The 24,026-nt window shown below is 69.7% G+C and carries 27 protein-coding genes; 14 read left to right on the top strand and 13 right to left on the bottom strand.

The annotated features are described in order from the left end of the window. Nucleotides 1-137: 137 nt before the first annotated feature. Complete coding sequence (locus ACIOD2_RS21145) at nucleotides 138-674, top strand: DUF2020 domain-containing protein (protein WP_400540279.1); 537 nt, start codon at nucleotides 138-140, stop codon at nucleotides 672-674. A 147-nt stretch (nucleotides 675-821) separates the two neighbouring features. After that, nucleotides 822-1,274 (top strand): DUF6918 family protein, encoded by a 453-nt coding sequence (locus ACIOD2_RS21140; RefSeq protein WP_400540277.1) that lies wholly within the window; start codon nucleotides 822-824, stop codon nucleotides 1,272-1,274. Between the two features lie 62 nt (nucleotides 1,275-1,336). On the opposite strand, the gene ACIOD2_RS21135 is transcribed toward ACIOD2_RS21140, so the two are convergent. Further along, nucleotides 1,337-1,900, bottom strand: a complete 564-nt coding sequence (locus tag ACIOD2_RS21135; protein ID WP_400540275.1) for a hypothetical protein — start codon at nucleotides 1,898-1,900, stop codon at nucleotides 1,337-1,339. A gap of 97 nt (nucleotides 1,901-1,997) precedes the next feature. On the opposite strand from ACIOD2_RS21135, the gene ACIOD2_RS21130 reads away from it, so the two are divergent. Next, on the top strand, nucleotides 1,998-2,513 hold the full coding sequence (locus ACIOD2_RS21130; protein WP_400540273.1) for a peptidylprolyl isomerase: 516 nt from the start codon (nucleotides 1,998-2,000) through the stop codon (nucleotides 2,511-2,513). A gap of 33 nt (nucleotides 2,514-2,546) precedes the next feature. Continuing rightward, on the top strand, nucleotides 2,547-3,503 hold the full coding sequence (locus ACIOD2_RS21125; protein ID WP_400540271.1) for a rhomboid family intramembrane serine protease: 957 nt from the start codon (nucleotides 2,547-2,549) through the stop codon (nucleotides 3,501-3,503). Here the strand turns inward: ACIOD2_RS21125 and ACIOD2_RS21120 are convergent. Both ACIOD2_RS21120 and crgA read right to left on the bottom strand, forming a co-directional pair. Then, a complete protein-coding gene (locus ACIOD2_RS21120) occupies nucleotides 3,500-3,877 on the bottom strand; it encodes a PH domain-containing protein (protein ID WP_400540447.1) in 378 nt (125 codons plus the stop codon). The two genes, ACIOD2_RS21125 and ACIOD2_RS21120, sit on opposite strands and share 4 nt — an antisense overlap. 112 nt (nucleotides 3,878-3,989) lie before the next feature. Next, complete coding sequence (crgA, locus tag ACIOD2_RS21115) at nucleotides 3,990-4,256, bottom strand: cell division protein CrgA (RefSeq protein ID WP_020642616.1); 267 nt, start codon at nucleotides 4,254-4,256, stop codon at nucleotides 3,990-3,992. 187 nt (nucleotides 4,257-4,443) lie between these two features. Between crgA and ACIOD2_RS21110 the strand changes: the two genes are divergently transcribed. The 4 genes from ACIOD2_RS21110 to ACIOD2_RS21095 are packed head-to-tail and all read left to right on the top strand — an operon-like array spanning nucleotide 4,444 to nucleotide 7,107. After that, nucleotides 4,444-5,514, top strand: coding sequence for a class E sortase (locus tag ACIOD2_RS21110; protein WP_400540268.1), 1,071 nt, complete (start codon nucleotides 4,444-4,446; stop codon nucleotides 5,512-5,514). Continuing rightward, nucleotides 5,514-5,669: a hypothetical protein gene (locus tag ACIOD2_RS21105; RefSeq protein ID WP_400540266.1), complete on the top strand. Its 156-nt coding sequence runs from the start codon at nucleotides 5,514-5,516 to the stop codon at nucleotides 5,667-5,669. The genes ACIOD2_RS21110 and ACIOD2_RS21105 overlap by 1 nt, the downstream gene beginning before the upstream one ends. A gap of 8 nt (nucleotides 5,670-5,677) precedes the next feature. Next, entirely contained in the window at nucleotides 5,678-6,121 is a 444-nt protein-coding gene (locus tag ACIOD2_RS21100; protein WP_400540264.1) for a protein phosphatase, read from the top strand. Continuing rightward, nucleotides 6,118-7,107: an LLM class flavin-dependent oxidoreductase gene (locus ACIOD2_RS21095; RefSeq protein ID WP_400540262.1), complete on the top strand. Its 990-nt coding sequence runs from the start codon at nucleotides 6,118-6,120 to the stop codon at nucleotides 7,105-7,107. Before ACIOD2_RS21100 ends, ACIOD2_RS21095 begins: the two co-directional genes overlap by 4 nt. Here the strand turns inward: ACIOD2_RS21095 and ACIOD2_RS21090 are convergent. The 3 genes from ACIOD2_RS21090 to ACIOD2_RS21080 all read right to left on the bottom strand — a co-directional run bounded on the left by ACIOD2_RS21090 (nucleotide 7,076) and on the right by ACIOD2_RS21080 (nucleotide 9,013). Further along, the gene (locus ACIOD2_RS21090) at nucleotides 7,076-7,468 is read right to left on the bottom strand and encodes an SCO5389 family protein (RefSeq protein WP_323325327.1); all 393 of its coding nucleotides are present in this window, start codon (nucleotides 7,466-7,468) and stop codon (nucleotides 7,076-7,078) included. The two genes, ACIOD2_RS21095 and ACIOD2_RS21090, sit on opposite strands and share 32 nt — an antisense overlap. Nucleotides 7,469-7,568: 100 nt before the next feature. Further along, complete coding sequence (locus ACIOD2_RS21085) at nucleotides 7,569-8,303, bottom strand: ABC transporter permease (RefSeq protein WP_400540260.1); 735 nt, start codon at nucleotides 8,301-8,303, stop codon at nucleotides 7,569-7,571. Further along, complete coding sequence (locus ACIOD2_RS21080) at nucleotides 8,300-9,013, bottom strand: ABC transporter ATP-binding protein (protein WP_400540258.1); 714 nt, start codon at nucleotides 9,011-9,013, stop codon at nucleotides 8,300-8,302. Before ACIOD2_RS21080 ends, ACIOD2_RS21085 begins: the two co-directional genes overlap by 4 nt. A 168-nt stretch (nucleotides 9,014-9,181) precedes the next feature. Here ACIOD2_RS21080 and ACIOD2_RS21075 point away from each other — a divergent pair, with 168 nt between their 5' ends. Both ACIOD2_RS21075 and ACIOD2_RS21070 read left to right on the top strand, forming a co-directional pair. Next, nucleotides 9,182-11,086, top strand: coding sequence for a histidine kinase (locus ACIOD2_RS21075; RefSeq protein ID WP_400540256.1), 1,905 nt, complete (start codon nucleotides 9,182-9,184; stop codon nucleotides 11,084-11,086). Then, nucleotides 11,083-11,682 (top strand): LuxR C-terminal-related transcriptional regulator, encoded by a 600-nt coding sequence (locus ACIOD2_RS21070; RefSeq protein ID WP_400540445.1) that lies wholly within the window; start codon nucleotides 11,083-11,085, stop codon nucleotides 11,680-11,682. Before ACIOD2_RS21075 ends, ACIOD2_RS21070 begins: the two co-directional genes overlap by 4 nt. A gap of 203 nt (nucleotides 11,683-11,885) precedes the next feature. Here the strand turns inward: ACIOD2_RS21070 and ACIOD2_RS21065 are convergent, their stop codons facing one another. Beyond that, nucleotides 11,886-13,205, bottom strand: a complete 1,320-nt coding sequence (locus ACIOD2_RS21065) for an FAD-dependent oxidoreductase (RefSeq protein WP_400540254.1) — start codon at nucleotides 13,203-13,205, stop codon at nucleotides 11,886-11,888. A gap of 112 nt (nucleotides 13,206-13,317) precedes the next feature. Between ACIOD2_RS21065 and ACIOD2_RS21060 the strand changes: the two genes are divergently transcribed. The 4 genes from ACIOD2_RS21060 to ACIOD2_RS21045 all read left to right on the top strand — a co-directional run bounded on the left by ACIOD2_RS21060 (nucleotide 13,318) and on the right by ACIOD2_RS21045 (nucleotide 15,794). Further along, complete coding sequence (locus tag ACIOD2_RS21060; protein ID WP_400540252.1) at nucleotides 13,318-13,962, top strand: aminodeoxychorismate/anthranilate synthase component II; 645 nt, start codon at nucleotides 13,318-13,320, stop codon at nucleotides 13,960-13,962. Further along, nucleotides 13,959-14,750 (top strand): ABC transporter ATP-binding protein, encoded by a 792-nt coding sequence (locus ACIOD2_RS21055; protein ID WP_400540250.1) that lies wholly within the window; start codon nucleotides 13,959-13,961, stop codon nucleotides 14,748-14,750. Before ACIOD2_RS21060 ends, ACIOD2_RS21055 begins: the two co-directional genes overlap by 4 nt. Then, entirely contained in the window at nucleotides 14,738-15,379 is a 642-nt protein-coding gene (locus ACIOD2_RS21050) for a hypothetical protein (protein WP_400540248.1), read from the top strand. The genes ACIOD2_RS21055 and ACIOD2_RS21050 overlap by 13 nt, the downstream gene beginning before the upstream one ends. A 100-nt stretch (nucleotides 15,380-15,479) precedes the next feature. Further along, the gene (locus ACIOD2_RS21045; protein WP_323325343.1) at nucleotides 15,480-15,794 is read left to right on the top strand and encodes a hypothetical protein; all 315 of its coding nucleotides are present in this window, start codon (nucleotides 15,480-15,482) and stop codon (nucleotides 15,792-15,794) included. A 53-nt stretch (nucleotides 15,795-15,847) separates the two neighbouring features. On the opposite strand, the gene pknB is transcribed toward ACIOD2_RS21045, so the two are convergent. The 6 genes from pknB to ACIOD2_RS21015 are packed head-to-tail and all read right to left on the bottom strand — an operon-like array spanning nucleotide 15,848 to nucleotide 23,985. Continuing rightward, nucleotides 15,848-17,815 (bottom strand): Stk1 family PASTA domain-containing Ser/Thr kinase, encoded by a 1,968-nt coding sequence (pknB, locus tag ACIOD2_RS21040; RefSeq protein ID WP_400540246.1) that lies wholly within the window; start codon nucleotides 17,813-17,815, stop codon nucleotides 15,848-15,850. Then, nucleotides 17,812-19,173, bottom strand: coding sequence for a serine/threonine-protein kinase (locus tag ACIOD2_RS21035; RefSeq protein WP_400540244.1), 1,362 nt, complete (start codon nucleotides 19,171-19,173; stop codon nucleotides 17,812-17,814). Before ACIOD2_RS21035 ends, pknB begins: the two co-directional genes overlap by 4 nt. Before the next feature lie 3 nt (nucleotides 19,174-19,176). Continuing rightward, nucleotides 19,177-20,646: a peptidoglycan D,D-transpeptidase FtsI family protein gene (locus tag ACIOD2_RS21030; RefSeq protein ID WP_400540242.1), complete on the bottom strand. Its 1,470-nt coding sequence runs from the start codon at nucleotides 20,644-20,646 to the stop codon at nucleotides 19,177-19,179. Further along, a complete protein-coding gene (locus tag ACIOD2_RS21025; RefSeq protein WP_400540240.1) occupies nucleotides 20,643-22,130 on the bottom strand; it encodes an FtsW/RodA/SpoVE family cell cycle protein in 1,488 nt (495 codons plus the stop codon). Before ACIOD2_RS21025 ends, ACIOD2_RS21030 begins: the two co-directional genes overlap by 4 nt. Then, nucleotides 22,130-23,527 (bottom strand): PP2C family protein-serine/threonine phosphatase, encoded by a 1,398-nt coding sequence (locus tag ACIOD2_RS21020; protein WP_400540238.1) that lies wholly within the window; start codon nucleotides 23,525-23,527, stop codon nucleotides 22,130-22,132. The genes ACIOD2_RS21025 and ACIOD2_RS21020 overlap by 1 nt, the downstream gene beginning before the upstream one ends. Next, a complete protein-coding gene (locus tag ACIOD2_RS21015) occupies nucleotides 23,524-23,985 on the bottom strand; it encodes an FHA domain-containing protein (protein WP_247059705.1) in 462 nt (153 codons plus the stop codon). The genes ACIOD2_RS21020 and ACIOD2_RS21015 overlap by 4 nt, the downstream gene beginning before the upstream one ends. Nucleotides 23,986-24,026 lie beyond the last annotated feature (41 nt).

The following is a 24,026-nucleotide window of genomic DNA, read 5'->3' as shown; positions in this document are numbered from 1 at the left end:
GGAAAGAAACGTGACCGCCAGGTTAGGTGACCCTAATCCACCAGGGAACACAATGTGTGATTGGTCAAATACGGTGTGGTACTTGAACTATCGACCGCACTCGCTCGTGTGACTGGACATGGTTGACTGAGCACGCTATGCGACGACGACTCGTACTTCTTGCGCCAGCCGTGGCCCTGCTGGCCGGCTGCAGCGCCACCATCGTGTCCGGGACCGCGACTCCCAGTCCGCCGTCCAAGTCCGCCGGCGCGGCCGCGGGCACCGAGCTCCCGCCGGACCCCCAGCCCGGGGACACCGAAGACTGCCCGTACCTCGACAGCCAGTTCGTGGCCGACGCGAACGGTCAGCACGTTTCGAAGGTACGCGTGTCCGCCGACCAGCCCCATCCGGCGTGTTTCTTCTACCGCCCGGACGGCAAGATCCAGCTGACCGTCCGGGTGTACGTCGGAGACGCCGCGGTGGCAACGGCGCTGGTCAACAAGGTGGCCCCGGTCGAGACGTCCAACCCGGCATCTGACCCGACCGGCTGGAAGGGTGGCTACCAGTCCACCGACGACGGCGCCGTCTACGCGGTCTCGAAGGGGGCTGCGGCGGTGGTCGCGACGACGAACCAGAAGCAGAGCGTGAAGGCACGCTCCGTGGTCAGGAAGGCCATCACCGCCCTGAAGCTCTAGGTAGTCGTAGCCACACGGGTGAGTGAAGTTGATCTTGTATTACCCTGTGCGTCACGCGCAGGCTTCGTGGACTCGCGCACCGCAGCCGCCGGGGAATCCCCACCCCGGGGCGGGGCACCAACTCTGCAACGACAAAGGACAAGATTCGTGGCTGACACCCTCAAGGACATCCTGCTCGACTCCAGCCGTCGCCCGGCTGTCGTGAGCGACTTCGAAGGCCTCGTGGACGCTGAGGTCTCGGACAAGGGCGGCGTTTCGGGTGCCGTCGTCAAGACCGGCTTCGCCGCGGTCAAGAAGATCAAGCCGGGCATCATCCCCTCGGCCGTCGACACGCTGCTGCCCGACTTCGTCGGCGCGCTCGAGCCGTTCTACGGCGACTACCGCGCCCAGGGCGGCAGCGACTTCGGCGCCTACCTGACCAGCCGCTCGGACGAGGCTTCCGACGCGCTGCTGAGCGTCACCGACTCGCGCGCCGAGCGCAGCAGCCGCGACAGCATCAAGAAGGTCTACGGCAAGCTGCGCCCGAACGGCAAGAAGAACGTCGAGGAGGCGCTGCCGCGTCTCGGCCAGCTGGTCGACAAGCACGCCGCCGCGGTCTGATCACCACCTGAGCACGACTGAAGAGGCCCCCGGTGCACCCCGGGGGCCTCTTCGCGTCGTCTTCAGTTCTTCTTTTCGGCAGGCGCCGAGGACGGCGACTTGCCGTTCGCCTGCGGGCTCGGCTTCGGCGCGGGAGCCGCGGCGGGCTTCGCCGCTTCGGCCGGCTTCGGCGGAGCGGGCGGGGTGGCCTTCGGCGGCGCCGGGGCGACCGGCGGCTCCTGCTTCGAGCGCAGCACGTAGGCGGCGCCCGCGCCGACCACGACCAGCCCGAGCAGCCACGGCCAGCGACGACGGCTGCGGGTGCCCTTGGCAGCAGCCTTCGCCTCGACGACAGCAGCGGCGAAGTCCTTCTTCGCGGACTTGAAGTCCTTCTTGCCGCGACGCTTCGACTCGCCGGCCGCCTTCGCGGCCTTGATGGCGGCCTTCTTCGCCTTGCGACCAGGCTTGCGCAGCTCGGAGAGCCGGGCGAGGGCCTCCTTGCGGGCGGCCTTCGAGCTCTTCTTGAGCTCCTTGCGGGTCAGTTCCGTCTTCTTCGCGAGCTGCTTCTGCACGCGGCGGCCGGTCTTGGCTCCCTCGGAGACAAGCTTGTCGGCGGCATCGACGGCCTGGGCTGTCGCCCGGGACATGGCCTTCACCTCATCAATCGTTTTGACACTGCTCTGTTGCCCGTAACCTATCGTGCCCCTTTTCCCCGCCGCCCGCCGCAGATGGCACGATGAAAGCGTGAAAGCGACGCTGCACACCAACCAGGGTGACATCAACCTGAACCTGTTCCCCGACCACGCGCCGAAGACGGTCGCGAACTTCGTCGGTCTCGCGGAGGGCACCAAGGAGTACACCCAGCCGAACGCGGCGGGCACGAACTCCGGGCCGTTCTACGACGGTTCGATCTTCCACCGCGTCATCGACGGCTTCATGCTGCAGGGCGGCGACCCGACCGGTACCGGTCGCGGCGGCCCGGGCTACAAGTTCGGCGACGAGTTCCACCCGGAGCTGCAGTTCAGCAAGCCGTACCTGCTGGCCATGGCGAACGCCGGGCCGAGCACGAACGGCTCGCAGTTCTTCATCACCGTGGCTCCGACCACCCACCTGAACTTCAAGCACACGATCTTCGGCGAGGTGGCCGACCAGGAGTCGCGCTCCGTCGTCGACGCCATCGGCCGTACGTCGACCGGGCCCGCGGACCGTCCGCTGTCCGACGTCGTCATCGAGAAGGTCACCATCGACCACGCGGGCTGACCGGCCGGGAGTTTCGGTAGGTTGGTTCCTATCGTGAGCCAACCGCCGAACCCCGCCGCGCAACCCCAGGCCGCCCTCCCCGGGTGCTGGTGGCACCCGAACCGCCCGACCGGGCTGAGCTGTTCCCGGTGCGGGCGTCCGGCGTGCCCGGACTGCCTCCGGGAAGCTCCCGTCGGCTTCCAGTGCACCGACTGCGTGCAGGCCGGCAGCCAGCAGCAGCGCCGTCAGCAACGCAGCTACCAGGACGCCGGCTTCGGCCAGCGCACCGTCTTCGGCGCGCGGCTGTCCCAGTCGGTGCTCGTCACCCAGGTCATCCTCGCGGTGAACGTCCTGGTCTTCCTCTTCACGGCGTTCCAGGCGAAGAGCCTCTCGGACAACGACTTCTCGAACGCTTTCCAGTACGGCGAGCTGTACGGCAGCGCGACCCTCGGCGGCGGCGAGTGGTGGCGGGTCCTGACCAGCGGTTTCCTGCACTTCGGCCCGATCCACGTCGCGGTCAACATGTTCTCGCTGTGGATGATGGGCCGGTCCCTGGAGCAGATCACCGGCCGCGGCCGGTACCTGGCGCTCTACTTCATCTCGATGCTCGGCGCGTCGGCGGCCGTGCTGCTGTTCGACGACCCCCAGAAGTCGACCGCCGGCGCGTCCGGCGCGCTGTTCGGCCTGATGGGCGCCTACGCGGTGATCGTGCTGAAGCTGCGGCTGAACCCGACCGGCCTGCTCATCACGCTCGCCCTGAACGCCTTCATCACCTTCGGCATCCCGGGCATCTCGATCTACGCGCACGTCGGCGGCTTGGTGACCGGGGCGCTGGTCACCGTCGCGCTGCTCTACGCGCCGGAGGTCAACCAGGCGCGCTGGCAGGCCATCGGGCTCGTGATCATCGTCGTCGCGATCGTCGGCCTGCTGGTCTGGAAGGACAGCCAGTTCGCGGCCCAGACCTGCGGCCTCGTCCCGTACCGCGGGGTCCAGCTCTACAACTGCACCTAGCTTCGCGCGCGCAGCGTGCTGAGGACGTCCAGGACGTCCCGTGGGTCCTCGCCGAGCTCCAGCCACCCGAAGACGTACAGCTGGTCGTCGTGCTCGATCTCGAGGGTGACGCCGTCGCGGCCCAGCCGTCGCGTGGTGCGCAGCCGGGTGCGGGTCTCGCCCCAGGGCAGCTGCCGCGTGCCGCCGAGCGTCCGCGTCAGCAGGCCCTCGGCCCCGGCGGCCAGCCGGGGCCGGACGATCGTGGCGTGCGCCGAGAACGCGCCGATCGCCACGGCGGCCAGTGCGAACAGCACCAGCCCGCCGCGGTCGCCGGTCAGCGCGTCGACGACCACGCCGAGCACCAGCAACGCCGTGAGGGCCCAGGCCGATACCACAAGGGCCCGGCGCGGTGCCCACGAGGTGGGGTAGTTATCCACAGGGGTTATCCACACTGGGGATGAGTCACACCGGTGTAATTCGACGTCAAGCCGCCATTTGGAGTAATAATCAGCGCCAGCGCATCGTCATGAGCAGACCCGCGATCATCAGCGCGAACCCGCCGGCGAAGTTCCAGTTGCCCAGGTCGGCCATCCAGGAGATCTTGTCCCCGGCGATATAGTTCACGAGCAGCCACACCAAGCCCAGGACCATGAACCCGAACATCGGGATCTTCCAGGCGAGGCCAGTGGGGCCTGCGGCCCGCACCTTCACCGGCGTACGCCGGTCGGCAGGCGGGGTGTAAGCGGTCTTCTTGCGGACCTTGGACTTGGGCATCGTGTGATTCCTCGCGGTGCTCTTCGGGCTCGTCAGGTGGCGCTGTCCCGCTGAGGGTGCGCAACCGGCGCCACGTGCACACGTTAACGTAAATGACCGCAGGAAAGCAGCGGCCAGGAGTGGTCGGATTTCCCGGACCGTGACAACGGCGTCACCCAGGGTTCGACGCGGCTTGAGAGGAGCTTGCGTGGCTACGCGCGAAGGACCGGATGACGACCGGCGCAGACAACCCGGACAGCGGCCCGCGCCCCAGCGCCGGGCGCCCGTGACGCCCCCTGGCGGCCAGGTGCCGCCGGGACGGGCCCAGGGGCAGCCGCCGCGTCGTCCGCAGGGTCCACCTCCCCGGCGCTACACCAGCCCGGCCCCGCCGCCCGGCTCGGCCGAGGAGACCGTGGTGTTCGCCCCCGTCGGCAAGGGCGGCACCGCGACCAAGGAGAAACCCGCCCCGGCCCCGCTGGGCAAGGGTGGCGTGGCGATCCGGACGGCCGGCGAAATCCTCATCACGCTCGGCCTGGTCGTGCTGCTGTTCATGGTCTACGAGCTCTACGTGACCGACCTGTTCTCGGCGGGCAAGCAGTCCGAGGCGAGCGACCAGCTCGACGGCGAGTGGGCGCACGACCGCACGCTGCACCCCGAGCTGGTCGACGGCAAGGCGTTCGCCCGGATCCACATCCCGACGTTCGGCGTCGACTACAACTTCACCATCCAGGAGGGCACCGACGACGCCGCCCTGGAGGTCGGTCCCGGCCACTACAAGGGCACGTCGCTGCCCGGCGAGCCCGGCAACTTCGCCGTCGCCGGCCACCGCGTCGGCAAGGGCGCCCCGTTCAACGATCTGGACAACCTCTCATCTTGTGACCAGATCGTGATCGAAACCTCGACCGACTTCTACATCTACAAGGTCCTCCCGTACGACGACGAGATGAAGGACTGGGCCGGCGGCAAGGGTGCCGACCCCAGGTGCAAGGGCGTCTCGACCCTGCGTGACACGAACAGCGAGGACGGCGGCGCGTACAGCGAGACGTTCGGCCGCAAGGTCGTGCTGCCCAGCCAGGGCACCGCGGTGAACCCGGTCCCGTACAAGGGCGCCGACACGCTGCCGAAGGCCCAGCAGGCCGCGCTGCTCACGCTCACGACGTGCCACCCGCAGTTCTCCGCCCAGCAGCGGCTCATCATCACCTCGGTGCTCACCCAGCAGGTGCCGAAGAACCAGGTCAAGGACTACGGCGACCTGCTCTCGAAGATCGGGGAAGCCTGATGTACGGCTGGATCTGGCGGAAACTGCCGGGCCCGTTCGCGGCGAAGCTGACACTGTCCGTCGTCCTCGCGCTCGGCGTGGTCGCCCTGCTGATGTTCATCGTGTTCCCGTGGCTGGAGCCGCGCCTGTGGTTCAACGAGGTCGCGGTCAACTGAGCTGGTACGTGGACGACCCGGTCTGGAGCGAGGTCCGGCCGTGCCTCTGGATCGGCGGGCACACCCGGTTCGACGCGACGGGTGAGGTGCCGGTGGTCGTCGCGCGCGAGTTCGATGTCGTGATCAGCCTTTACCGCCGCGAAGGGCACGGGCCGCCGGACGGCGTCGAGCACCACTGCGTCCCGATCCCGGACGGACCGCTGTCCCCGGAGCAGCTCGAGCAGGTCGCGCGGTTGGCCGTGCTCGCCGCCGCGGCCGTGCGCGGGGGCCGCAAGACGCTCGTGCGCTGCCACGCCGGGTACAACCGGTCCGGCCTGGTCGTCGCGCGGACGCTCGTCGAGCTGGGGCTCGGGGTGACGGAAGCGATCGCGCTCGTCCGGACGCGCCATTCGCCGCGGGTGCTGCACAACGAGCTGTTCGTGCGGTACCTGGGGAACGAGCTGGCTCTGTGAGGTTCGGGATCTTCCTGGTCAGCGGGCGATTTCCCGGCCAGGCCGACGGCGACGTCCTGCGCCGGTCGGTCCGCGCCGCCGAGCTGGCCGAAGAAGCCGGCTTCGACGACGTCTGGTTCGCCGAGCACCACTTCATGCCCTACGGCGTGTGCCCGTCGGCGATCACGCTCGCCGCGCACGTGCTCGGCCGGACGTCGCGGATCGGCGTCGGGACCGCGGTCAGCGTGCTGTCGACGACGCACCCGGTGGCGCTCGCGGAGCAGTGGTCGATGCTCGACGCCGTCTCCGGCGGGCGCCTGCGGCTCGGCGTCGGGCGCGGCGGCCCGTGGCAGGACCTCGAGGTGTTCGGCACCGGCCTGGACCGCTACGAGACCGGCTTCGAAGAGAGCCTCGACGTCTTCCTGCGCGCCACGACGGGCCGGGTGAGCGCAGCCGGACGGCACTTCGGCTTCCGGGAGGTGCCGGTGGTGCCGTCGCCGGAACGGCGGCCGGACGTCGTGGTGGCGGTCGGTGGCCCGAAGTCGGACGCGGTGCGCGTGGCCGCCCGGCGCGGGTTGCCGATGCTGCTGGGCCTGCACGCCGACGACGCGGAGAAGGCGGCGACCGTCGAGGCCTACGGATCGGCCGCCGGTCACGTGTCCACGGTGTTGTGCCAGGTGGACGACGTCGACGTCGTCCGCAAAGCGCTGCCTGCTTGGCTGCGCGACGGGCTCGGCGCGCACGTCACGGTCGACGGACGGCCGGGGCCCGCGCGGGATCCGGGGGAGTACACCGAACGGCTGTGCGCGATTCACCCGGTCGGCGACGCCGGGCACTGCGTGCGGACGCTGGAAACGAGCCTCCGGCGCACCGGCGTCTCCCACGTGCTGATGCTCGTGGAGGCGTCCGGTACGCCGGAGGGGACTTACGCGAACATCGCGCGGATCGGCACCGAGGTGCTGCCCGCGCTGCGGGCTAGCAGTCCCGCAGCTCCGGGCTCTGGTTGAGCAGCTGCCCGCGCGGCGAGACGAACGCGCGGTAGCGGTCGCCGTCGAGCTCGGAGTTCTTGAACACGGCGACCCGGTGGCAGTTCTGGAACGCCAGCTTGACGCCGAAGTGCCGCTCCAGCCCGCCGCGGATCGCGTCCGAGGCCAGCGCCCGCAGCAGCTGTCCTCGAGCGGCTTCGCTCGGCGGCGGCGTCTCGTTGTCGGCGAAGCCGTCCGCGGCGCCCTCGGCGTCGGCGATGACGCCGGTGATGACTTCCCAGGCGTAGGGCAGGGATTCCTTGACGCACGTGACGAATTCGGCGTCGGAGACCTCCCCGCGCTCGGCCTTCTCCAGCAGCGCGGGTGACACGTCCAGGGACATCGAACCTCCAGTTTGAGCAGGGCCACCCTCTTGGCTACCGGCCGGGTGGCCCGGCCACAAGAGAAAACGATGATCATCACCAATATGGCGGAAGACCCGGTCACTCCCAGCGGAAGAGCCGTGCGGCCAATGCCGTCCCGGCTACGGCGAACGCCGCAAGCACCAGCAGCTGCAGCGGCTGGACGCCGTTGCCGACCCAGGCGTCCTGCAGCGGCTGCGAGCCCGGCGGGACGTAGTCGCCGATCCGGCGCAGGACGTCCGGCAGCAGCGGCCGCGGCAGGTAGACACCGCCGAAGAACATGATGGGGAAGAACGCGATCATCGCGAGCCCGCCGGCGCTCTTCGCGGTGCGGGCGAGCGCGGCCGCGATCAGGCCGAGCGCGAACACCGAGACGGCGCCGAGCAGGAGCGTCACCAGGAACGTCAGCGGGTGGCGAGGCAGCGGGACGTCGTAGACGGCGTGGCCCAGCCCGAGCACGAGCACGACGCCCGCCAGCGCGACGGCGACGTGGATCAGCAGCTGCGCGCCCAGCAGGTTCACCGGGTGGACGGGTGTCGTGGCCAGCCGTCTCAGCACACCCTGCTCGCGGTAGGTCGCGACGGCGCCCGGGATCGCCTGCAGCGCCAGCATCGCGAGGCTGACGACGATGAGCGACGGCACCCACAGGTCGATGAACCGGTAGCCGGCGGTGACTTCACTCGGCTCCGACATACCGGGGATCGCGCCGATGCCGAGCAGCAGGGCGGGCGGCAGCAGGAGGCCGAACAGCGCCCACATCGGCGTGCGCAGGAAGAGTTTCGTTTCGGTGGCGGTGATCTTGGCGAACGTGTTCACCGGGCACTCCTCGTGAGCGAGACGAACGCGTCGTCCAAAGTGGATTCTCCGGCGGTGGCGCGGAGTTCGGCGGGGGTGCCGGTCGCGACGACGCGGCCGGCGTCGAAGATCGCGACGCGGTCGCAGAGCCGCTCGGCCTCGTCCATGAAGTGCGTGACGAGCAGGACCGTGACCCCGGCGTCGCGGATGGCCTCGACGAGCTTCCAGGTGTCGCGGCGGGCGTGCGGGTCGAGGCCGGTGGTCAGCTCGTCGAGGATCGCCAGCTCCGGGTTCCCGACCAGGGCGAGCGCGATCGACACGCGCTGCTTCTGGCCGCCGGAGAGCTTGCCGAAGTAACTGCGGGCGTGGTCGCGCAGGTCGAGCCGCTCGAGCAGGACGTCGACGTCGGCCGGGTTGGGGTAGAAGGAGGCGAACAGCTCCAGTGCTTCGCGCACCCGCAGTTTCGCCGGCAGCTGGCTCTCCTGCAGCTGGACGCCGACGCGGCGGGTCAGCGCCGCCCGGTCGGTCGCCGGGTTGAGGCCGAGCACCGACAGCTCGCCGGCGTCGGCCTGGCGGAGGCCCTCGATGCATTCGACCGTGGTGGTCTTCCCGGCGCCGTTCGTGCCGAGGATGCCGAAGATTTCGCCGCGTTCGACGGAGAGCGAAACGCCGTCGACCGCGACCCGGTTGCCGTAGCGCTTGCGGAGGTCGGTGACTTCGATGAGTGGCATGGCTACGAAACTACGAACTCGCGGCCCCTCGGAGAATCCTCCTGAATCCCCAGCTCAAGTAGGGTTTTGCTGACGCCGGGGTAGAGCTGGGCCCACCCTCGCCGGGGGCCTTCGGGCAGTGCGCGGACGCGGGCCGATCGGCGAGGATCACCGGGGAAGGAGGTGCCGATGACCTACGTGCGTGCGGTCGGCCGGGCGTTCGCGCTCGCCGCGTTCGGTTTGCTGAGCTGGCTCGACGTGCTGCTCGAGCTGCTCACGTTCGGGCTGCTGTGCCTCGGCCTGGTCTTCTTCCTCGGCCCCGCGATCGAATGGGCCCGGCACCGCTCGGCGACGGCCCGGGTGCTGGCCGGGCGCTGGTGCGGCGTCGAAATCGAGCCGCCGTACCTGCCCGAGCCACCGGAACCCGAACGGGAGCGCGACGGCTGGTACCGCGACGGCAACACGCTCTACAAGCGCGCGTTCTGGATCCGCTGGAGCCGGCGGCTCACGTGGGTGATGGAGGACCCGGCGGCGCAGCGCGAGTTCATGTGGCAGCTGCTGAACCCGCTGGTCACGTTGCTGCTGCCGGTCTTCGCGCTGCTCGGCGGACCGATGGCGCTGCGCGGTTACGGCCACTGGACGCGCTGGTGGCTCGGCCGCCGGCCCGGCGCGGTGGTGAAGATCGGCGCGTTGCGATGGGTGCACCAGCGGCTGGAATCGCTCGGGCACCAGCTGGGGATCTTCGCGCTTTCGGTGGTGCTCACGGCGTTCGCGGTGTGGCCGGTGGCCCTGCTGCTCGTGGCCCCGCCGATGGCGGCGCCGGTGGTGCGGTGGAGCCGGACCATCGCGAACACCCTGCGCCGCGAGGTCGGCACCTGGACGGGCGTGCGGATCCCGACCCCGTACCTGCCGGCGCCGCCGCTGCCGACCCCGCGGCCCGACGGCCTCTTCCAGGTGGGCCAGCAACTGTACGAAGAGCCGTGGTGGCCGGTGCAGCTTTCGCGGACGCGGTGGGTGATGCGCGACCGGGCGACCTGGCGCGACGTGCTGGCGGCCGTCGTGCTGCCGCCGGTGTCGGCGCTGCTGGCGCTGCCGACGGCCGTGCTGGTGTTCGGCGGTTTCCTCGGCCTGATCGACCTGTGGATCTGGCGGCCGATCATGGCGACGTGGAACGTCACCTGGCCGTGGTTCTCGATAGTCGGCCTGCCGGAGCCGTCGGACACCGCGGACGCGCTCGCGTTGACCCCGATCGCGCTCGCCGCGTTCCTCCTCGGGCTCGTCCCGACGACGTTCCTGGCGAAGCAGGCGGTCCGCTTCGCGCGGCTGCTGCTGGGCCCGACCGAGGCGTCCCGGCTCGCCCAGCGGGTCGACCGGCTGAAGCAGACGCGCACGGACGTCACGGTCGCGCAGGCCGCGGAGCTGCGGCGGATCGAGCGCGACCTGCACGACGGGATCCAGTCGCGCCTGGTCGCGATGGGGATGAAGCTCGGCGCGGTCGAAGCGTTGGTGGACCACGATCCGGCGGCGGCGAAGAGGCTCGCGGCCGAGCTGCGCTCGGCGTCGGCCGAGGCCCTGACCGAACTGCGGGTGCTGATCCGCGGCATCCACCCGCCGGTGCTGTCCGAACGCGGGCTGCTCGACGCGGTGCGCGCGATCGCGCTGGACAGCCCGCTGAAGGCGGAGGTCACCGGCTCGCTGCCCGGGCGCGTCGAAGAACCGGTGGAGGCGTGTGTGTACTTCGCGGTGTCGGAGTTGCTGGGCAACGCGGCAAAACACGGCTCGCGCCGCGTGTTCGTCACCGTCTCCTTCGACGACGACCTGCTGACGCTGGTAGTGGTCGACGACGGCCCGGGCGGCGCGGACCCGGCGCGGGGCTCGGGCCTGCGCGGGATCGAGCGCCGGCTGGGCGGCTTCGACGGTAGGTTGACGCTGACCAGCCCGATCGGCGGGCCGACGAGCGCGACGGTGGAGGTCCCGTGTCAGCTGCATCTGGGGCTTCGCCCCAGGCCGGGGGCTTCGCCACCCGGAACCCCCGAGGAGGGCGACCCCAGGCCGTCATCGCCGAAGACCAATACCTCCTCCGAGACGGCCTGACGCACCTGCTGACCGCCCACGGTTTCGACATCGTCGCCGCGGTGGGCACCGGCCCCGAACTGGAGTCGGCGTTGCGTTCTCATCGGCCGGATGTGTCCATTGTGGACGTCCGGATGCCACCGACGAACACGGACGAAGGCATCCAGGTGGCCCTCGCCGTCCGCCGCGAAATTCCCGCGTTGCCGATCCTGGTGCTGTCCCAGCACGTCGAGCAGCTGTACGCGCGCGAACTGCTGGCCGACGGCACCGGCGCGATCGGCTACCTGTTGAAGGACCGCGTGTTCAACGCGGACCAGTTCATCGACGCGGTCCGCCGAGTGGCCGCGGGCGGCACGGTGATGGACCCCGAGGTGATCGCCAAACTGGTGGCGGGCAACGCATCCGACCCGCTGGCCGCCCTGACCGCGCGCGAGCGTGAGGTCCTGGGCTTGATGGCGGAGGGCTGTTCGAACGCGGCGATCGCGGCTCGGCTGCACTTCAGCGAAGGAGCGGTCGGCAAGCACACGGCGAACATCTTCGCCAAGCTGGCCATCACGGCCTCGGACGACACGAACCGCCGGGTGCTGGCGGTACTCGCCTACCTCGGCGCGAGCTGAAGCGCAAACAAACCATCCACAGCAGGCGAGTTGTCCACAGATTCACCGCGTCACCCTTTTGAGCGACCAGGTCCCGATACGCTGGACATGGGACGCCCCCCAGGGACGGGCGGGGGCTGGGCCGGGGAAGAACTTCGCGTGGGGCTGGTCCGTGGCGGCCATCCCGGGCTACCCGGGAATGGCCGCCACGGCGTTGGGAAAACTCAGGCGCGGGAGACCCGGGTCATCTCCTCGCGCTCCACCACCTTGATGCGCTCGCGGCCGCCGGCCTCGCCCAGTGACTTCTCGTGGGCGTCCAGCTTTCCCCAGCCTTCCCAGGTCGTGAACGGGATTCCGCGCGCCGCCAGGAAGTCGAGGATCGCGTCCGGGGAGTCGTACTTCGGGGCCGTCAGCGTGTCCGCGTCGGTCAGCAGGCTGGCGATCGTCTCCGCCGCGTCGCCCTTGGTGTGGCCGATCAGGCCGATCGGGCCGCGCTTGATCCAGCCCGTCACGTACACGCCCGGGAGCTGGTTCTCGTCCAGGTCCAGCACGCGGCCCGCCTGGTTCGGGACCACGCCGTTCACGTGGTCGAACGGGAGTTCCGGCAGGTGCGACGACAGGTAGCCCACCGCGCGGTACACCGCCTGGACGTCCCAGTCGTGGAACTCGCCCGTGCCACGCACATTCCCGTCGCCGGTAAGCTCCGTGCGTTCCGTGCGGAGGCCGGTGACGCGGCCGTCGGCGCCCAGGACCTCCGACGGCGAGTGGAAGAAGTGCAGGTGCAGCCGGCGCGGGCGCGTTCCCGGGTCGCGGATCGCCCACTCCTGCAACGTTTTCACGACCATGTCGATCTGCTTCGACGCCCGCAGCGCGGCGATGCTGCCCTCGTCGAACTCGATGTCCTCCGGGGACACGATGACCTCGACGTTCGGCGAGTGGTCCAGCTCGCGCAGCTCCAGCGGTGTGAACTTGGCCTGCGCCGGACCACGGCGGCCGAACACGTGCACGTCCGTCACCGGGCTCGCCTTGAGGCCCTGGTAGACGTTGTCCGGGATGTCCGTGGTCAGCAGCTCGTCGGCCGTCTTCGCGAGGATGCGCGCGACGTCCAGGGCCACGTTGCCGACACCCAGCACCGCGACCGAAGACGCCTCGAGCGGCCAGGTGCGCGGGACGTCCGGGTGGCCGTCGTACCAGGAGACGAAGTCGGCGGCGCCGTGGCTGCCCTCGAGGTCGACGCCCGGGATGTCGAGCGCGCGGTCGGCGGACGCGCCCGTCGAGAAGATCACCGCGTCGTAGAACTCCTGCAGCTCTTCGAGCTTGATGTCCGTGCCGTAGTCGATGTTGCCCAGCAGCCGGATGTTCGGCTTGTCCAGCACCTTGTGCAGCGCGGTCACGATGCCCTTGATGCGCGGGTGGTCGGGCGCGACGCCGTAGCGGATCAGGCCAAAGGGAGCGGGCATCCTCTCGAAGAGGTCGATCGTCACGTCGGCGTCGGACTTGTCCAGGATGTCGGCGGCGTAGATGCCGGCGGGACCAGCGCCCACGACGGCTACGCGAAGGGATCGGCTCACACCCTCCACCGTAAGTTAGGTTGCCCTAACCTAAAATGTGATTTGCGGTACGGTCCAGTCAGTGGGAGCCGGTAAGCTCGCGGCCATGCGCGTCTTGGTCGTCGACAACTACGACAGCTTCGTTTACAACCTGGTCCAGTACCTGGCCCAGCTCGGCGCCGACTGCACGGTCTGGCGCAACGACGTCGTGGACCTCGACCGCGTCCCGGAGTTCGACGCCGTGCTCGTCTCGCCCGGCCCCGGAACCCCCGAACGCGCTGGTCAGAGCATGGACGTCATCCGCAAGTGCGCGGAGACGTCGACCCCGATGCTCGGTGTCTGCCTCGGTCACCAGGCGCTCGGCGTCGTCTACGGCGCCACCGTCGACCGCGCGCCCGAGCTGCTGCACGGCAAGACCAGCCAGGTGCGCCACTCCGGCGTCGGCGTCCTGAAGGGCTTGCCGGAGGAGTTCACGGCCACCCGGTACCACTCCTTGACCGTGCTCCCGGAGACGATCCCGGACGACGTCTTCGAGGTCACCGGCCGCACCGAATCCGGCATCGTGATGGGCATGCGCCACCGTGAGCTGCCGCTGGAAGGCGTGCAGTTCCACCCCGAGTCCGTGCTCACCGAGGGCGGTCACCGGATGCTGGCCAACTGGATGGCTTCGGCCGGCCACCCGGTCGACGCCAAGCGGGTCGCCGAGCTGGAGCGGGCAACGAAGGCGCTGCAGAAGGCCGCCGTTGCGTGATCCGGCTCGAGGGCGTCGGTAAGCGGTACGGGCGCGGGGACTTCGTCCTCCACGACGTCGACCTGAGCGTCGAGCCCGGGCGGGTCGTGGGCATCCTCGGCACCAACGGCTCCGGCAAGTCGACGCTGCTGCGGATCATGGCCGGCGTCTCGCACGCCACCACCGGCACCGTCAGCGGAAGCCCGCGGATCGGTTACCTGCCGGACCGCTTCCCGGCCGGCCAGCGCATGGGCGCGCGCGCCTACCTGCGGCACATGGGACGCATCCGCGGGCTCACCGACCTCTCGGCGATCGACCCGCTGCTCGAGCGGCTCGCGCTGGTCGGCGGCCCGGCGGCACCGCTGCGGACGCTGTCCAAGGGCAACGCGCAGAAGGTCGGGCTCGCGCAGGCCGTGCTGGTGCGGCCGGACCTGCTGATCCTCGACGAGCCGTGGTCCGGGCTCGACGTCGCCACGCACGCGATCCTCGGCGAGCTCGTCGACGAGACGCGGGCGCGCGGTGCGAGCGTCGTGTTCACCGACCACCGGCCGCAGGTGGTGCACGACCACGCGGACGTCGTGCACCTGATGACCGCCGGCCGGCTGACCGCGGAAGACTCCGAGCCGACCACGCGAGTCGTGCTGCGCGGGCACGGCACCGACTGGGCGGACGAGCCTGGCGTGCGGCACGCCGTCGCCGAGGGAGCCCAGGTCGTGCTCACCGTCGAGGCCGGTTCGGTCGACGCCGTACTGCTGCGCGCGCTGAAGGACGGCTGGTCGGTCCGGGAGGTCGCGCCGTGCTCGCGTTGACGCGGTATCACCTGGCCCTGCTGGGACATTCGCAGCGGTACCTGCCCGCGTTGCTGGCCTACCTCGCGCTCTGCGTGATCCTCTACGCCGACCCGAACTCCCCGCCGCTGCCGTTGTTCGGGGTGAGCGCCGGCGGGCTGCTGGTCGTGTCGTGCTGGCTGACGATCGCGCTGCTCGACATCGAGGACCCGGTGCAGCGACTGGTCACCTTGAGCCACGCGCGGCAGTGGCGGCGCGTGATCACCGGCGCCGTCCTCACCGTGCTGGGCTGCTCGCTGGTCCTGACGGTGATCACCGAGGCGTGGTCGGCGCTCAAGTCGCTCAAGATCCAGCCGGCCGCGCTGGGGGTCGGGCTGCTCGCCCACGTCGCGTGCGCGCTGCTGGGCATCGCGATCGCCCTGCCGTGCTCGCGGCTGCTGGTGCACCGGATCGGCTGGACGGTGCTCGCCGCCGTGATCACCCTGGTCGTCGTGCTGCTGGCGAAGATTCCGCTGGTCCACCCGCTGCTGCACGCCCTGACCGACGAAGAACCGGTCGGCGGTCCGCTGGTGCTGGCGGTGGTCACGTCGGTGGTGGTGCTCGCCGCGAGTTTCCTCGTCGTCTCACGGCTCGTGCAACGCCGTTCCTGAGTGCAAGTTGCAATCTTCAAATCCCGGGTGAGGCTTCCCGGGGATCGTCGAACACGACTAAGGTTCGGGTTCTCTCCGGTTCTGGGCGAAGGGAGACCGGGTGACGGCTGGGATCGTAGCGATCACCGTGCCAAACTCCGATGGCGAGCTTCGAGACCTCGCCGCCTGGTTGCGAGGTGAAGACGAGCTTCGCGGCCGGGTTCAGCTCTTCGACGCCGTTGTCGTCGGCGTGACCAGCACCTCCGCCGTCGTCTTCTGCCGGTCCCTGTTCGCCTGGTTGCGTGGCTGCCAGGCCCGCGTGTCCCTGAAGATCAAGCGCTCGGGCGCGGCCGAGGAACTCGAAATCGACTGCGGCGCCGGCAGTGACGCCGAGCAGGTTCTCGGCGCCGTCCAGGGGTTTCTCGACAAAGCCTGAAACGAAAGAAGGCCCGCACGGTGGGAACCGTGCGGGCCTTCTTCATGTGCCTGTCAGGGCCCGGTGGTGGACGTCGGGAACCCGGTCGGGAAGCCGTTGCCCTCCGAGACCGCCACCGTCACGGCTTGATCCTTGTCGATCTTGCTGCCGGCCTTGGCGCTCTGCTGGGTGATCGTGCCTTCCGGCTTGTTGCTGGTCCGGTCGGACTGCTGCTTGAGCGTGTTGGTCCAGCCCATGCTCTGCAGCTTCGACTGGGCCTCGTCGACCGTCATCCCGACCAGGTTCGGCATCTCGATCTGGGTGTCGGTCTGCTCCGGACCCGTCGAAACCGTGAGCGTGATCGTGGTGCCCGCCACCACCGAACCACCGTTCGGGTTCTGGGTGATGACGGTGTCCTTCGGGACCGTGTCCGAAGCCTGGTCGTTCCTCTTGGTCTTGAAACCGAGGGCACGCAGGGCCGAGTCGGCCTGCGAGTACGGCTTGCCCGTGAAGTCCTGGACCTGCTTCAGTTCCTTGGACTTCGCGACCGTGATCTTGACGCTCGTACCCTCGTCGACCTCGGACGCCGCGGCCGGTGTCTGCGACTGCACCAGGCCGGCCTGGTTCGGGTCGTCGACCTCGGTCTCCGTGACGTCCGGGTTCAGCGTGAGCTTCGCGTCGGTCAGGGCCTGCTCCGCCTGGTCACGCGACTTGCCCTTGAGATCCGGCACGCTGGCCTTGCCCGGCGCGACACCCACGTACAGCGTGATCTTCGCGTCGGTGCTGACCGGGGTCCCGACGCTCGGGTCGATCTTGACGACCTTGTTGATGTCGTCCTGACCGCACTGCGGGCTGCCGTCGGTCGGCTGCACGTTGCAGGTCACGTTCTTGGTCGTGAACGACTGGAACCCCTTGCCCCGCAGCTGCTCCTGGGCCTGGGGCACCGTCTGGTGCAGCACGTCCGGGATCTCCACCGCGGTCGGGTTGCTCTTGAACGAGCCCGACAGCCACATGATCAGCAGCACCGCGCCCAGCACGAACACCGCCGCCAGCACCGCCAGGAGCGTCCGGCGGCGACGCTTGGCCTTCGGGTCTTCGTCGTCCGGCTCGGCGTACTCCTCGTAACGCTGCGGCTGACGGCGATCGGCGTTCATCACCTGCGTGCGCTCGTCTTCGGACATCACCATCGGCGCGGCCGGGCGCTGGCCCGAAAGCGTGCGCACCAGGTCCGAGCGCATCTCGGCGGCCGACTGGTAGCGGTTCGCCGGGCCCTTCGCCAGCGCCTTCAGCACGACGGCGTCGAGCTCGGGCGCGACCGCCGGGTTGACCGACGACGGCGGGTTCGGGTCCTCCCGGACGTGCTGGTAGGCCACCGCCACGGGGGAGTCGCCGGTGAACGGCGGCTCGCCGGTGATCAGTTCGTACAGCACGCAACCGGCGGCGTAGACGTCGGAACGGGCGTCGACCGACTCACCGCGGGCCTGCTCCGGCGACAGGTACTGCGCCGTGCCGATCACCGCGGCGGTCTGGGTCATGGCGGACTGGCCGTCGTGCATCGCGCGCGCGATGCCGAAGTCCATCACCTTGACCGCGCCGTTCTTCGTGATCATCACGTTGGCCGGCTTGACGTCGCGGTGCACGATGCCGTGGCGGTGGGAGAAGTCGAGCGCCGCGCAGACGTCGGCCATGACCTCCATCGCGCGCTTCTGCGACATGGGGCCTTCGGTCTTGACGATGTCGCGCAGCGTCCGGCCTTCGACGTACTCCATGACGATGTACGGCAGCGGCCCGAACTCGGTGTTCGTCTCGCCCGTGTCGTAGACCGCCACGATCGCCGGGTGGTTCAGCGCGGCGGCGTTCTGCGCCTCACGACGGAAGCGCTCCTGGAACTGCGGATCCCTGGCGAGGTCGGCACGGAGGATCTTGATCGCCACTTCCCGGCCGAGTCGCACGTCGTGGCCGTGATGGACCTCGGACATGCCTCCGTAGCCGAGCGTTTCGCCCAGCTCGTACCGGTTGGAGAGCAGTCTGGGTGTGCTCATCTCTGGATGCCGTTCCATTCCGTCCAAGGTGTGGTCATGATGCCTTGCTGGCCATCGTCGGTCGTGCCGGGAGTATCCGCCGGGTAAGCACTCGAAGCGGGCGGGTCCTCCGCGGGCGGCTGTCTGCCCGGGACCACCTGGCTCGTCGTCTGGCCGTTGTGCTGCGGCGAGCCGGAACTGCCGATCATCTTGGCGATCAGCACGATGCCCGCCACCAGTACGACGAGCAGGATCGCCGCGAGCAGCGCCCACCAGCCCCACTGCGGCTTCTTGCGGGTGACCGGCACCATGACCGGCCCCATCGCGGGCCGTGACGGCGGCCCGATGACGGGCATCGGGTTCATCGCGGGCGACGGCGGCCCGATCGGCATGTGCGGCTGCTGCTGCGGAATCTGCTGCGACACCGGCTGTTGCTGAACGGGCTGCTGCTGAACGGGCTGCTGCTGGATCGGTTGCTGCCCGGTCTGGATGGGCTGCTGGCCGGTCGAGTAGGACGCGTTGACCAGCCCGGACGGCGCCGGCAGCGGCAGCCCGGCGCGCACCGCGGCGACGGCGGCCGCGAACTCGCCGCCGCTGTTGTAGCGCTGCCGCGGGTCCTTCACCAGCGTCGCCTCGATCACCGCGCGGGCGGCGGGCGGGACGTCCGGCGGCAGCGGCGGCGCCATGTCGCGGATGTGCATCATGGCGACCGTCACGGCGTTCTCGGACAGGAACGGCCGGTGCCCGGCGAGGCATTCGTAGCCGCACACCGCGAGCGAGTAGACGTCGGACGCCGGCTCGGCCGGGTGCCCGAGCGCCTGCTCCGGCGCGATGTAGTGCGCCGTGCCCATGACCATGCCGGACCGGGTGACCGGGGCCGCGTCGGCCGCCTTCGCGACGCCGAAGTCGGTGATCTTCACCTGGCCCGCGGGGGTCACCAGGATGTTGCCCGGCTTGACGTCGCGGTGGACCAGACCCTGCTCGTGCGCGGCCTGCAGCGCGTTGCCCGCCTGCTCCAGCATGTCGAGCGTGAACTCCGCCGACAGCCGGCCGTGCTTGGCGAGCAACCCGGCCAGCGGGTCGCCGTCGACGAGCTCCATCACCAGGTACGCGATCGACAGATCGCCGTCGAAGATGGTCTCGCCGTAGTCGTGCACCGCGGCGATGCCGGGGTGGTTCAGGGACGCCGTCATCCGCGCTTCCGTGCGGAAGCGGTGGAGGAACTCGGCGTCGCCGGACAGCTCGGACTTGAGGATCTTGACCGCGACGGTCCGGTCGAGCCGGGTGTCGCTGGCCTGCCAGACCTCACCCATCCCGCCGACGGCGATCCGGCTCGTCAGCTTGTAGCGCTCGGCCAGCAGGTGACCGGAGGACAGCATGCGCTATCCACCCCCGAGTTTCGCGTTGATCGCCGCGCGGCCGATTTCGGCGGCGACCGAGCCACCGGTGGCCGCGAGTCCGCGGTTGCCACCGTCCTCGACGATCACGGCGACCGCGATCTTCGGGTCGTTCGCCGGGGCGAACGCGGTGTACCAGGCGTGTGGGGCGGTGTTCTTGGAGTCCGTGCCGTGCTCGGCGGTGCCGGTCTTCGACGCGATCTGGATGTCCGGGCGCTTGCCGCCGCCCTTGGTGAAGCCCTCGGAAGCGATCATCATGTCCTTGAGGATCGCGGCATTCGACGACGACAGCGCCGGTGTGCCGGTGAGCTCGGTGGGGCTGTAGTCCTCGATGGTGGACAGGTCCGGTGCCAGGACCGACTGGACCAGCTGCGGTTTCATCGCCATCCCGTTGTTGGCCACGGTCGCGGCGAGCAGGCAGTCCTGCAGCGGGGTGATCCGCACGTCGCGCTGGCCGATGCCACTCTGGTACAGCGCGCCCTGGGAGTCCAGCGGCCCGACGGTGGAGGGCGCGACCTTCATCGGCACGGTCAGGTCCGTCTGCCCGATGCCGTAGTTGCTCGCGGTCTTCTTCATCTTGTCGGCACCGAGCTGACCGGCGAACTCCGCGAACGGCACGTTGCAGGAGTGCGCGAGCGCGTCCTTGAACGTGGCGCCCGGGCAGGCTTCGCCGGCGTAGTTCTCCAGGGTGACGCTCGTGCCGGGCAGCTTCGTGTTCGGTGCCGGGTTGACCGGGGTGTCCGGGCCCTTGCCGTCCTCGAGCGCGGCCGCGGCGGTGACCAGCTTGAACGTCGACCCCGGCGGGTAGGTCTCCGAGATCGCCCGGTTCAGCATGGGGTTCTTGGCGTTCTTGATGTTCGCGTTCCAGGCGTCGATCTGCGTCTTCGACGTGTGGGACGCGAGCAGGTTCGGGTCGTACGACGGCGTCGAGACCATCGCCAGGATCCGGCCCGTGCTGGGCTCCAGCGCGACGACGGCGCCGGTGTAGCCCCGCTGCGTCATCAGGTCGTAGGCGGCCTTCTGGACGGCCGGGTCGATGGTCAGCCGGACGTTGCCGCCACTCGGGTCGCGGCCGGTGACCATGTCCGACAGCCGCCGGACGAACAGCCGCGGGTCCGAGCCGTTCAGCACGTCGTCCTCGGCGCGCTCGAGGCCGCCGGAGCCGTAGTTGATCGAGTAGTAGCCGGTGACCGGCGCGTACATCGGGCCGTCGACGTACGACCGGATGTACTTGTACTTGTCGTTCGACGGGTCGACCTTCGCCAGCACCTCGCCGTTCGCCTGCGACACGATCTGGCCGCGGCGGCGCGCGAACTCGTCGTAGAGCACGCGGGCGTTGCGCGAGTCGGTGCGGTAGTCGTCGGCCTTCACCACCTGGATGTAGGTGGCGTTCGCCAGCAGCAGGATGACCATCACGAGCATCGCCATGCCGACTTTGCGGAGCGGGGTGTTCATGCCTGTGCGCCTCCGTTCGCCGACGGCGGGCGCTGCACGAGCACGGTGTGCGCCTCGGCGATCGGCGCCTGCGGCTGCTGCGGTTTCGGACGGGTGCCGGGCCTGCGGGCGGCGTCGGAGATCCGGAGCAGCAGGGCGACCAGGATGTAGTTCGCCAGCAGCGACGAACCACCCTTCGACAGGAACGGGGCGGTGATACCGGTCTCCGGGATGAGTTTCGTGACCCCGCCGACAACGACGAAGATCTGCATGACCATGGTGAACGCCAGCCCGCCGCCGAGCAGCTTGCCGAACGTGTCGCGCACGGCGAGCGCGCTCCGCATGCCGCGCATCGCCACCATCAAGTACAGCATCAGGACGGCGGCCAGCCCGATGAAGCCGAGCTCTTCGCCGATCGCCGCGGTGATGAAGTCGGTGGCGGCCTCGGGCACCATGTCCGGCCGGCCCGCGCCGAGGCCGGTGCCGCCGACGCCGCCGGTGCCGAGCCCGAACAGGCCCTGGGCGAGCTGGTAACCGCCGCCGGCGTCGTCGTAGGTGGCCAGCGGGTCCAGCCAGTTGGCCACGCGCTGCTGCACGTGCCCGAAGAGGTTGTAGGCGATCACGCAGCCGACGACGAAGAAGCTCAGCCCGAGCACGACCCAGATGGCCCGCTCGGTCGCCACGTAGAGCATCACCAGGATGACGCTGAAGAACAGCAGCGACGTGCCGAGGTCCTTCTCGAACACCAGGACGCCGATGCAGACGACGGCGGAGATCAGGATCGGGCCCAGGTCACGGGCCCGCGGCAGCTCGACGCCGAGGAACTTCTTGCCCGCCACCATGAACAGGTCGCGTTTCGACACCAGGAACGAGGCGAAGAAGATCATCAGCAGGATCTTCGCGAACTCGCCCGGCTGGATCGAGAAGCCCGGCAGCTTCAGCCACACCTTGGCGCCGTTGACCTCGGAGAGGCTCGACGGCAGCAGCGCGGGCAGCGCCAGCGCGACGATGCCGATCAGGCCGGCGGTGTAGCCGTAGCGGGTCAGCGTGCGGTGGTCGCTGACGACCACCAGCACCACGATGAACAGCGCCAGCGAGATGACCGTGAACAGCACCTGCTTGGTGACGTCCGGCGAGTAGTCCTTGCCGTTCTGCAGCGCCTTCTCGGCCTGGGCCAGGTCGAGCCGGTGGATCATCACCAGGCCGATGCCGTTGAGCAGCGCGACGCAGGGGAGCAGCACCGGGTCCGCGTAGGGCGCCCACTTGCGCACCGCGAGGTGCGCCCCGGTCAGCACGCCGAGGTAGGCGAGCCCGAGCCAGAGGACCGACGCGGTGAGTTCCTGCTCCTGGTTCGCCTCCACCAGGACCAACGCGATGGTCACGATGAAGGCCGCGAACCCCAGCAGCACCAGTTCGGTGTTGCGCCGGGTCGGGACGTCCCGCGGCGGGTTCGTCTGGAACTGCGCCGCGAGCGGCTCGGCGGTGTTCGCGGCAGGCTGGCCCATCAGTTACCGCCTCCCGTCGTCGGTGCCGTCGAACTCGGCGTCGAGCAGTCCCTCCCCGCAGGCTGGTTCGCCGACGACGGAGCAGTGGAACCGGCCGGTGCCGACGGAGTCGTCGTCGGCGTGACCGGGGGCGTCGGCGTCGGGGACGGCTGGGTCCCCGCCGGCGCGCAGTTGTTCAAGCGCTTGTGCAGCTGCAGGAAGTCGTCGATGTACTTCCGGGCGTCGTCGAGGCTGTCCTTCTTGACGCCGTTCTGCACCGCCAGCCGCGCGTCCTCCTGGAGCTGGTCGACGCGCAGCTTGTCCGTGCACACCTGGTTCGGCGGGCACGAGCCCTGCTCGTAGGTGTGCAGGTCGATGCCGAGGATGCTGCCGGGGACGCCGCGGTAGATCACGACCTCCTGGTCCGCACCTTCGCCGACATAGTACTGACTCAGCACGAAGTAGCGGGTGGCGATGGCGGCCGCGGCGAGCACCACGAGCACCACCAGCGCGCCGGCCAGCCAGCGGAACCGCTTCCGGCGCTTGGCCTTGGGGTCCACGGTGGGCTGCGGCAGCTCCGGGCGCGGCTGCGGCGGGGGCTGGGTCAGCGCCCTGGCCCGCGCCGCGGGCGAGTCGCCCTGGTGCCGCTCGTCGCTGCCGTCCCCGGCGGCGCCGCCCACGATGGGCGCGTCCTCACCGAAGTCGACGTCGACGACGTCGGCGATGATCACCGTGACGTTGTCGGTGCCGCCGCCCTTGAGAGCCAGCTCGATCATCCGGTCCGCGCACTGCTGCGGGTCCTTGATCTGCACGGCCTCCGCGAGCGTCTCGTCGCTGACCATCCCGGACAGGCCGTCCGAGCAGATCAGGTACCGGTCACCGGGGCGCGCTTCGCGCACGGTGAGGCTCGGCTCGACCTCGTGCCCGGTCAGCGCCTTCAGCAGCAGCGACCGCTGGGGGTGCACCGCCGCTTCCTCGGGCGTGATCCGGCCCTGTTCGAGCAGTTCGTTGACGAAGCTGTCGTCGCGCGTGATCTGCGCGAACTGACCACTTCGAAACAGGTAGGCGCGTGAGTCGCCGACGTGCACCAAACCCAGCCGGGTCCCGGCGAACAGGACGGCGGTGAGCGTGGTGCCCATCCCGTCGAGGTCGGGGTCCTGCGACACGAGTTCGGCGATCGCGGCGTTGCCGTTCGCCACCGCCTCGCGCAGCTGGGCGAGGAGGTCGTCACCCGGCTCGTCGTCGTCGAGCGGGGCGAGGGAGGCGATGACGACCTTGCTGGCCACTTCGCCCGCCGCATGCCCACCCATGCCGTCGGCGAGCGCGAGCAGGCGAGGGCCGGCGTACACGGAGTCCTGGTTGCTCGAACGCACCAGGCCCCGGTCGCTGCGGGCTGCATAGCGGAGGACGAGAGTCATGGGCGAAGCTCGATCACCGTCTTGCCGATCCGGATGGGGACTCCGAGCGGGACCCGGAGGGGTGCAGTGACCTTAGCCCGGTCGAGATAGGTCCCGTTCGTCGAGCCCAGATCTTCCACGTACCAGTCCTCACCGCGCTGGGCGATCCGTGCGTGCCGGGTCGACGCGTAGTCGTCGTCGAGCACCAGCGTCGAGTCGTCGGCGCGGCCGATCAGGATCGGCCTGCCGTCCAGCGCGATGCGGGTCCCGGCGAGCGCGCCGTGGGTCACCAGCAGCTGCTGCGGAGACTTCCCGCCGCGCGGCTTCTTCTCCTTCTTGCGGCCGAAGGTCGGCACCTGGACACGCATGCCGGACGCCGCGTAGAGGTCCGAGCGGACGACTCTGAGCGCGGCGAACACGAAGAGCCAGAGCAGCACGAGGAAGCCCACCCTGGTGAGTTGTACGACCAGCTCTGGCACTTGGTGTGTCCGCTCCCGACTCTTCCGTGCAGCCGCGACGC

It is taken from the genome of Amycolatopsis sp. NPDC088138 (assembly GCF_044741685.1).
Lineage (GTDB): Bacteria > Actinomycetota > Actinomycetes > Mycobacteriales > Pseudonocardiaceae > Amycolatopsis.
The sequence above is the reverse complement of the archived record's forward strand: the minus strand, read 5'-3'. Positions and strand labels throughout refer to the sequence as shown.

Coding starts and splice junctions, on each gene's coding strand:
- ACIOD2_RS21145 (WP_400540279.1), top strand. CDS start 138: ATGCGACGACGACTCGTACTTCTTGCGCCAGCCGTGGCCCTGCTGGCC.
- ACIOD2_RS21135 (WP_400540275.1), bottom strand. CDS start 1,900: ATGTCCCGGGCGACAGCCCAGGCCGTCGATGCCGCCGACAAGCTTGTC.
- crgA (WP_020642616.1), bottom strand. CDS start 4,256: ATGCCCAAGTCCAAGGTCCGCAAGAAGACCGCTTACACCCCGCCTGCC.
- ACIOD2_RS21105 (WP_400540266.1), top strand. CDS start 5,514: ATGTACGGCTGGATCTGGCGGAAACTGCCGGGCCCGTTCGCGGCGAAG.
- ACIOD2_RS21090 (WP_323325327.1), bottom strand. CDS start 7,468: ATGTCCCTGGACGTGTCACCCGCGCTGCTGGAGAAGGCCGAGCGCGGG.
- ACIOD2_RS21080 (WP_400540258.1), bottom strand. CDS start 9,013: ATGCCACTCATCGAAGTCACCGACCTCCGCAAGCGCTACGGCAACCGG.
- ACIOD2_RS21075 (WP_400540256.1), top strand. CDS start 9,182: ATGACCTACGTGCGTGCGGTCGGCCGGGCGTTCGCGCTCGCCGCGTTC.
- ACIOD2_RS21060 (WP_400540252.1), top strand. CDS start 13,318: ATGCGCGTCTTGGTCGTCGACAACTACGACAGCTTCGTTTACAACCTG.
- pknB (WP_400540246.1), bottom strand. CDS start 17,815: ATGAGCACACCCAGACTGCTCTCCAACCGGTACGAGCTGGGCGAAACG.
- ACIOD2_RS21035 (WP_400540244.1), bottom strand. CDS start 19,173: ATGCTGTCCTCCGGTCACCTGCTGGCCGAGCGCTACAAGCTGACGAGC.
- ACIOD2_RS21030 (WP_400540242.1), bottom strand. CDS start 20,646: ATGAACACCCCGCTCCGCAAAGTCGGCATGGCGATGCTCGTGATGGTC.
- ACIOD2_RS21025 (WP_400540240.1), bottom strand. CDS start 22,130: ATGGGCCAGCCTGCCGCGAACACCGCCGAGCCGCTCGCGGCGCAGTTC.
- ACIOD2_RS21020 (WP_400540238.1), bottom strand. CDS start 23,527: ATGACTCTCGTCCTCCGCTATGCAGCCCGCAGCGACCGGGGCCTGGTG.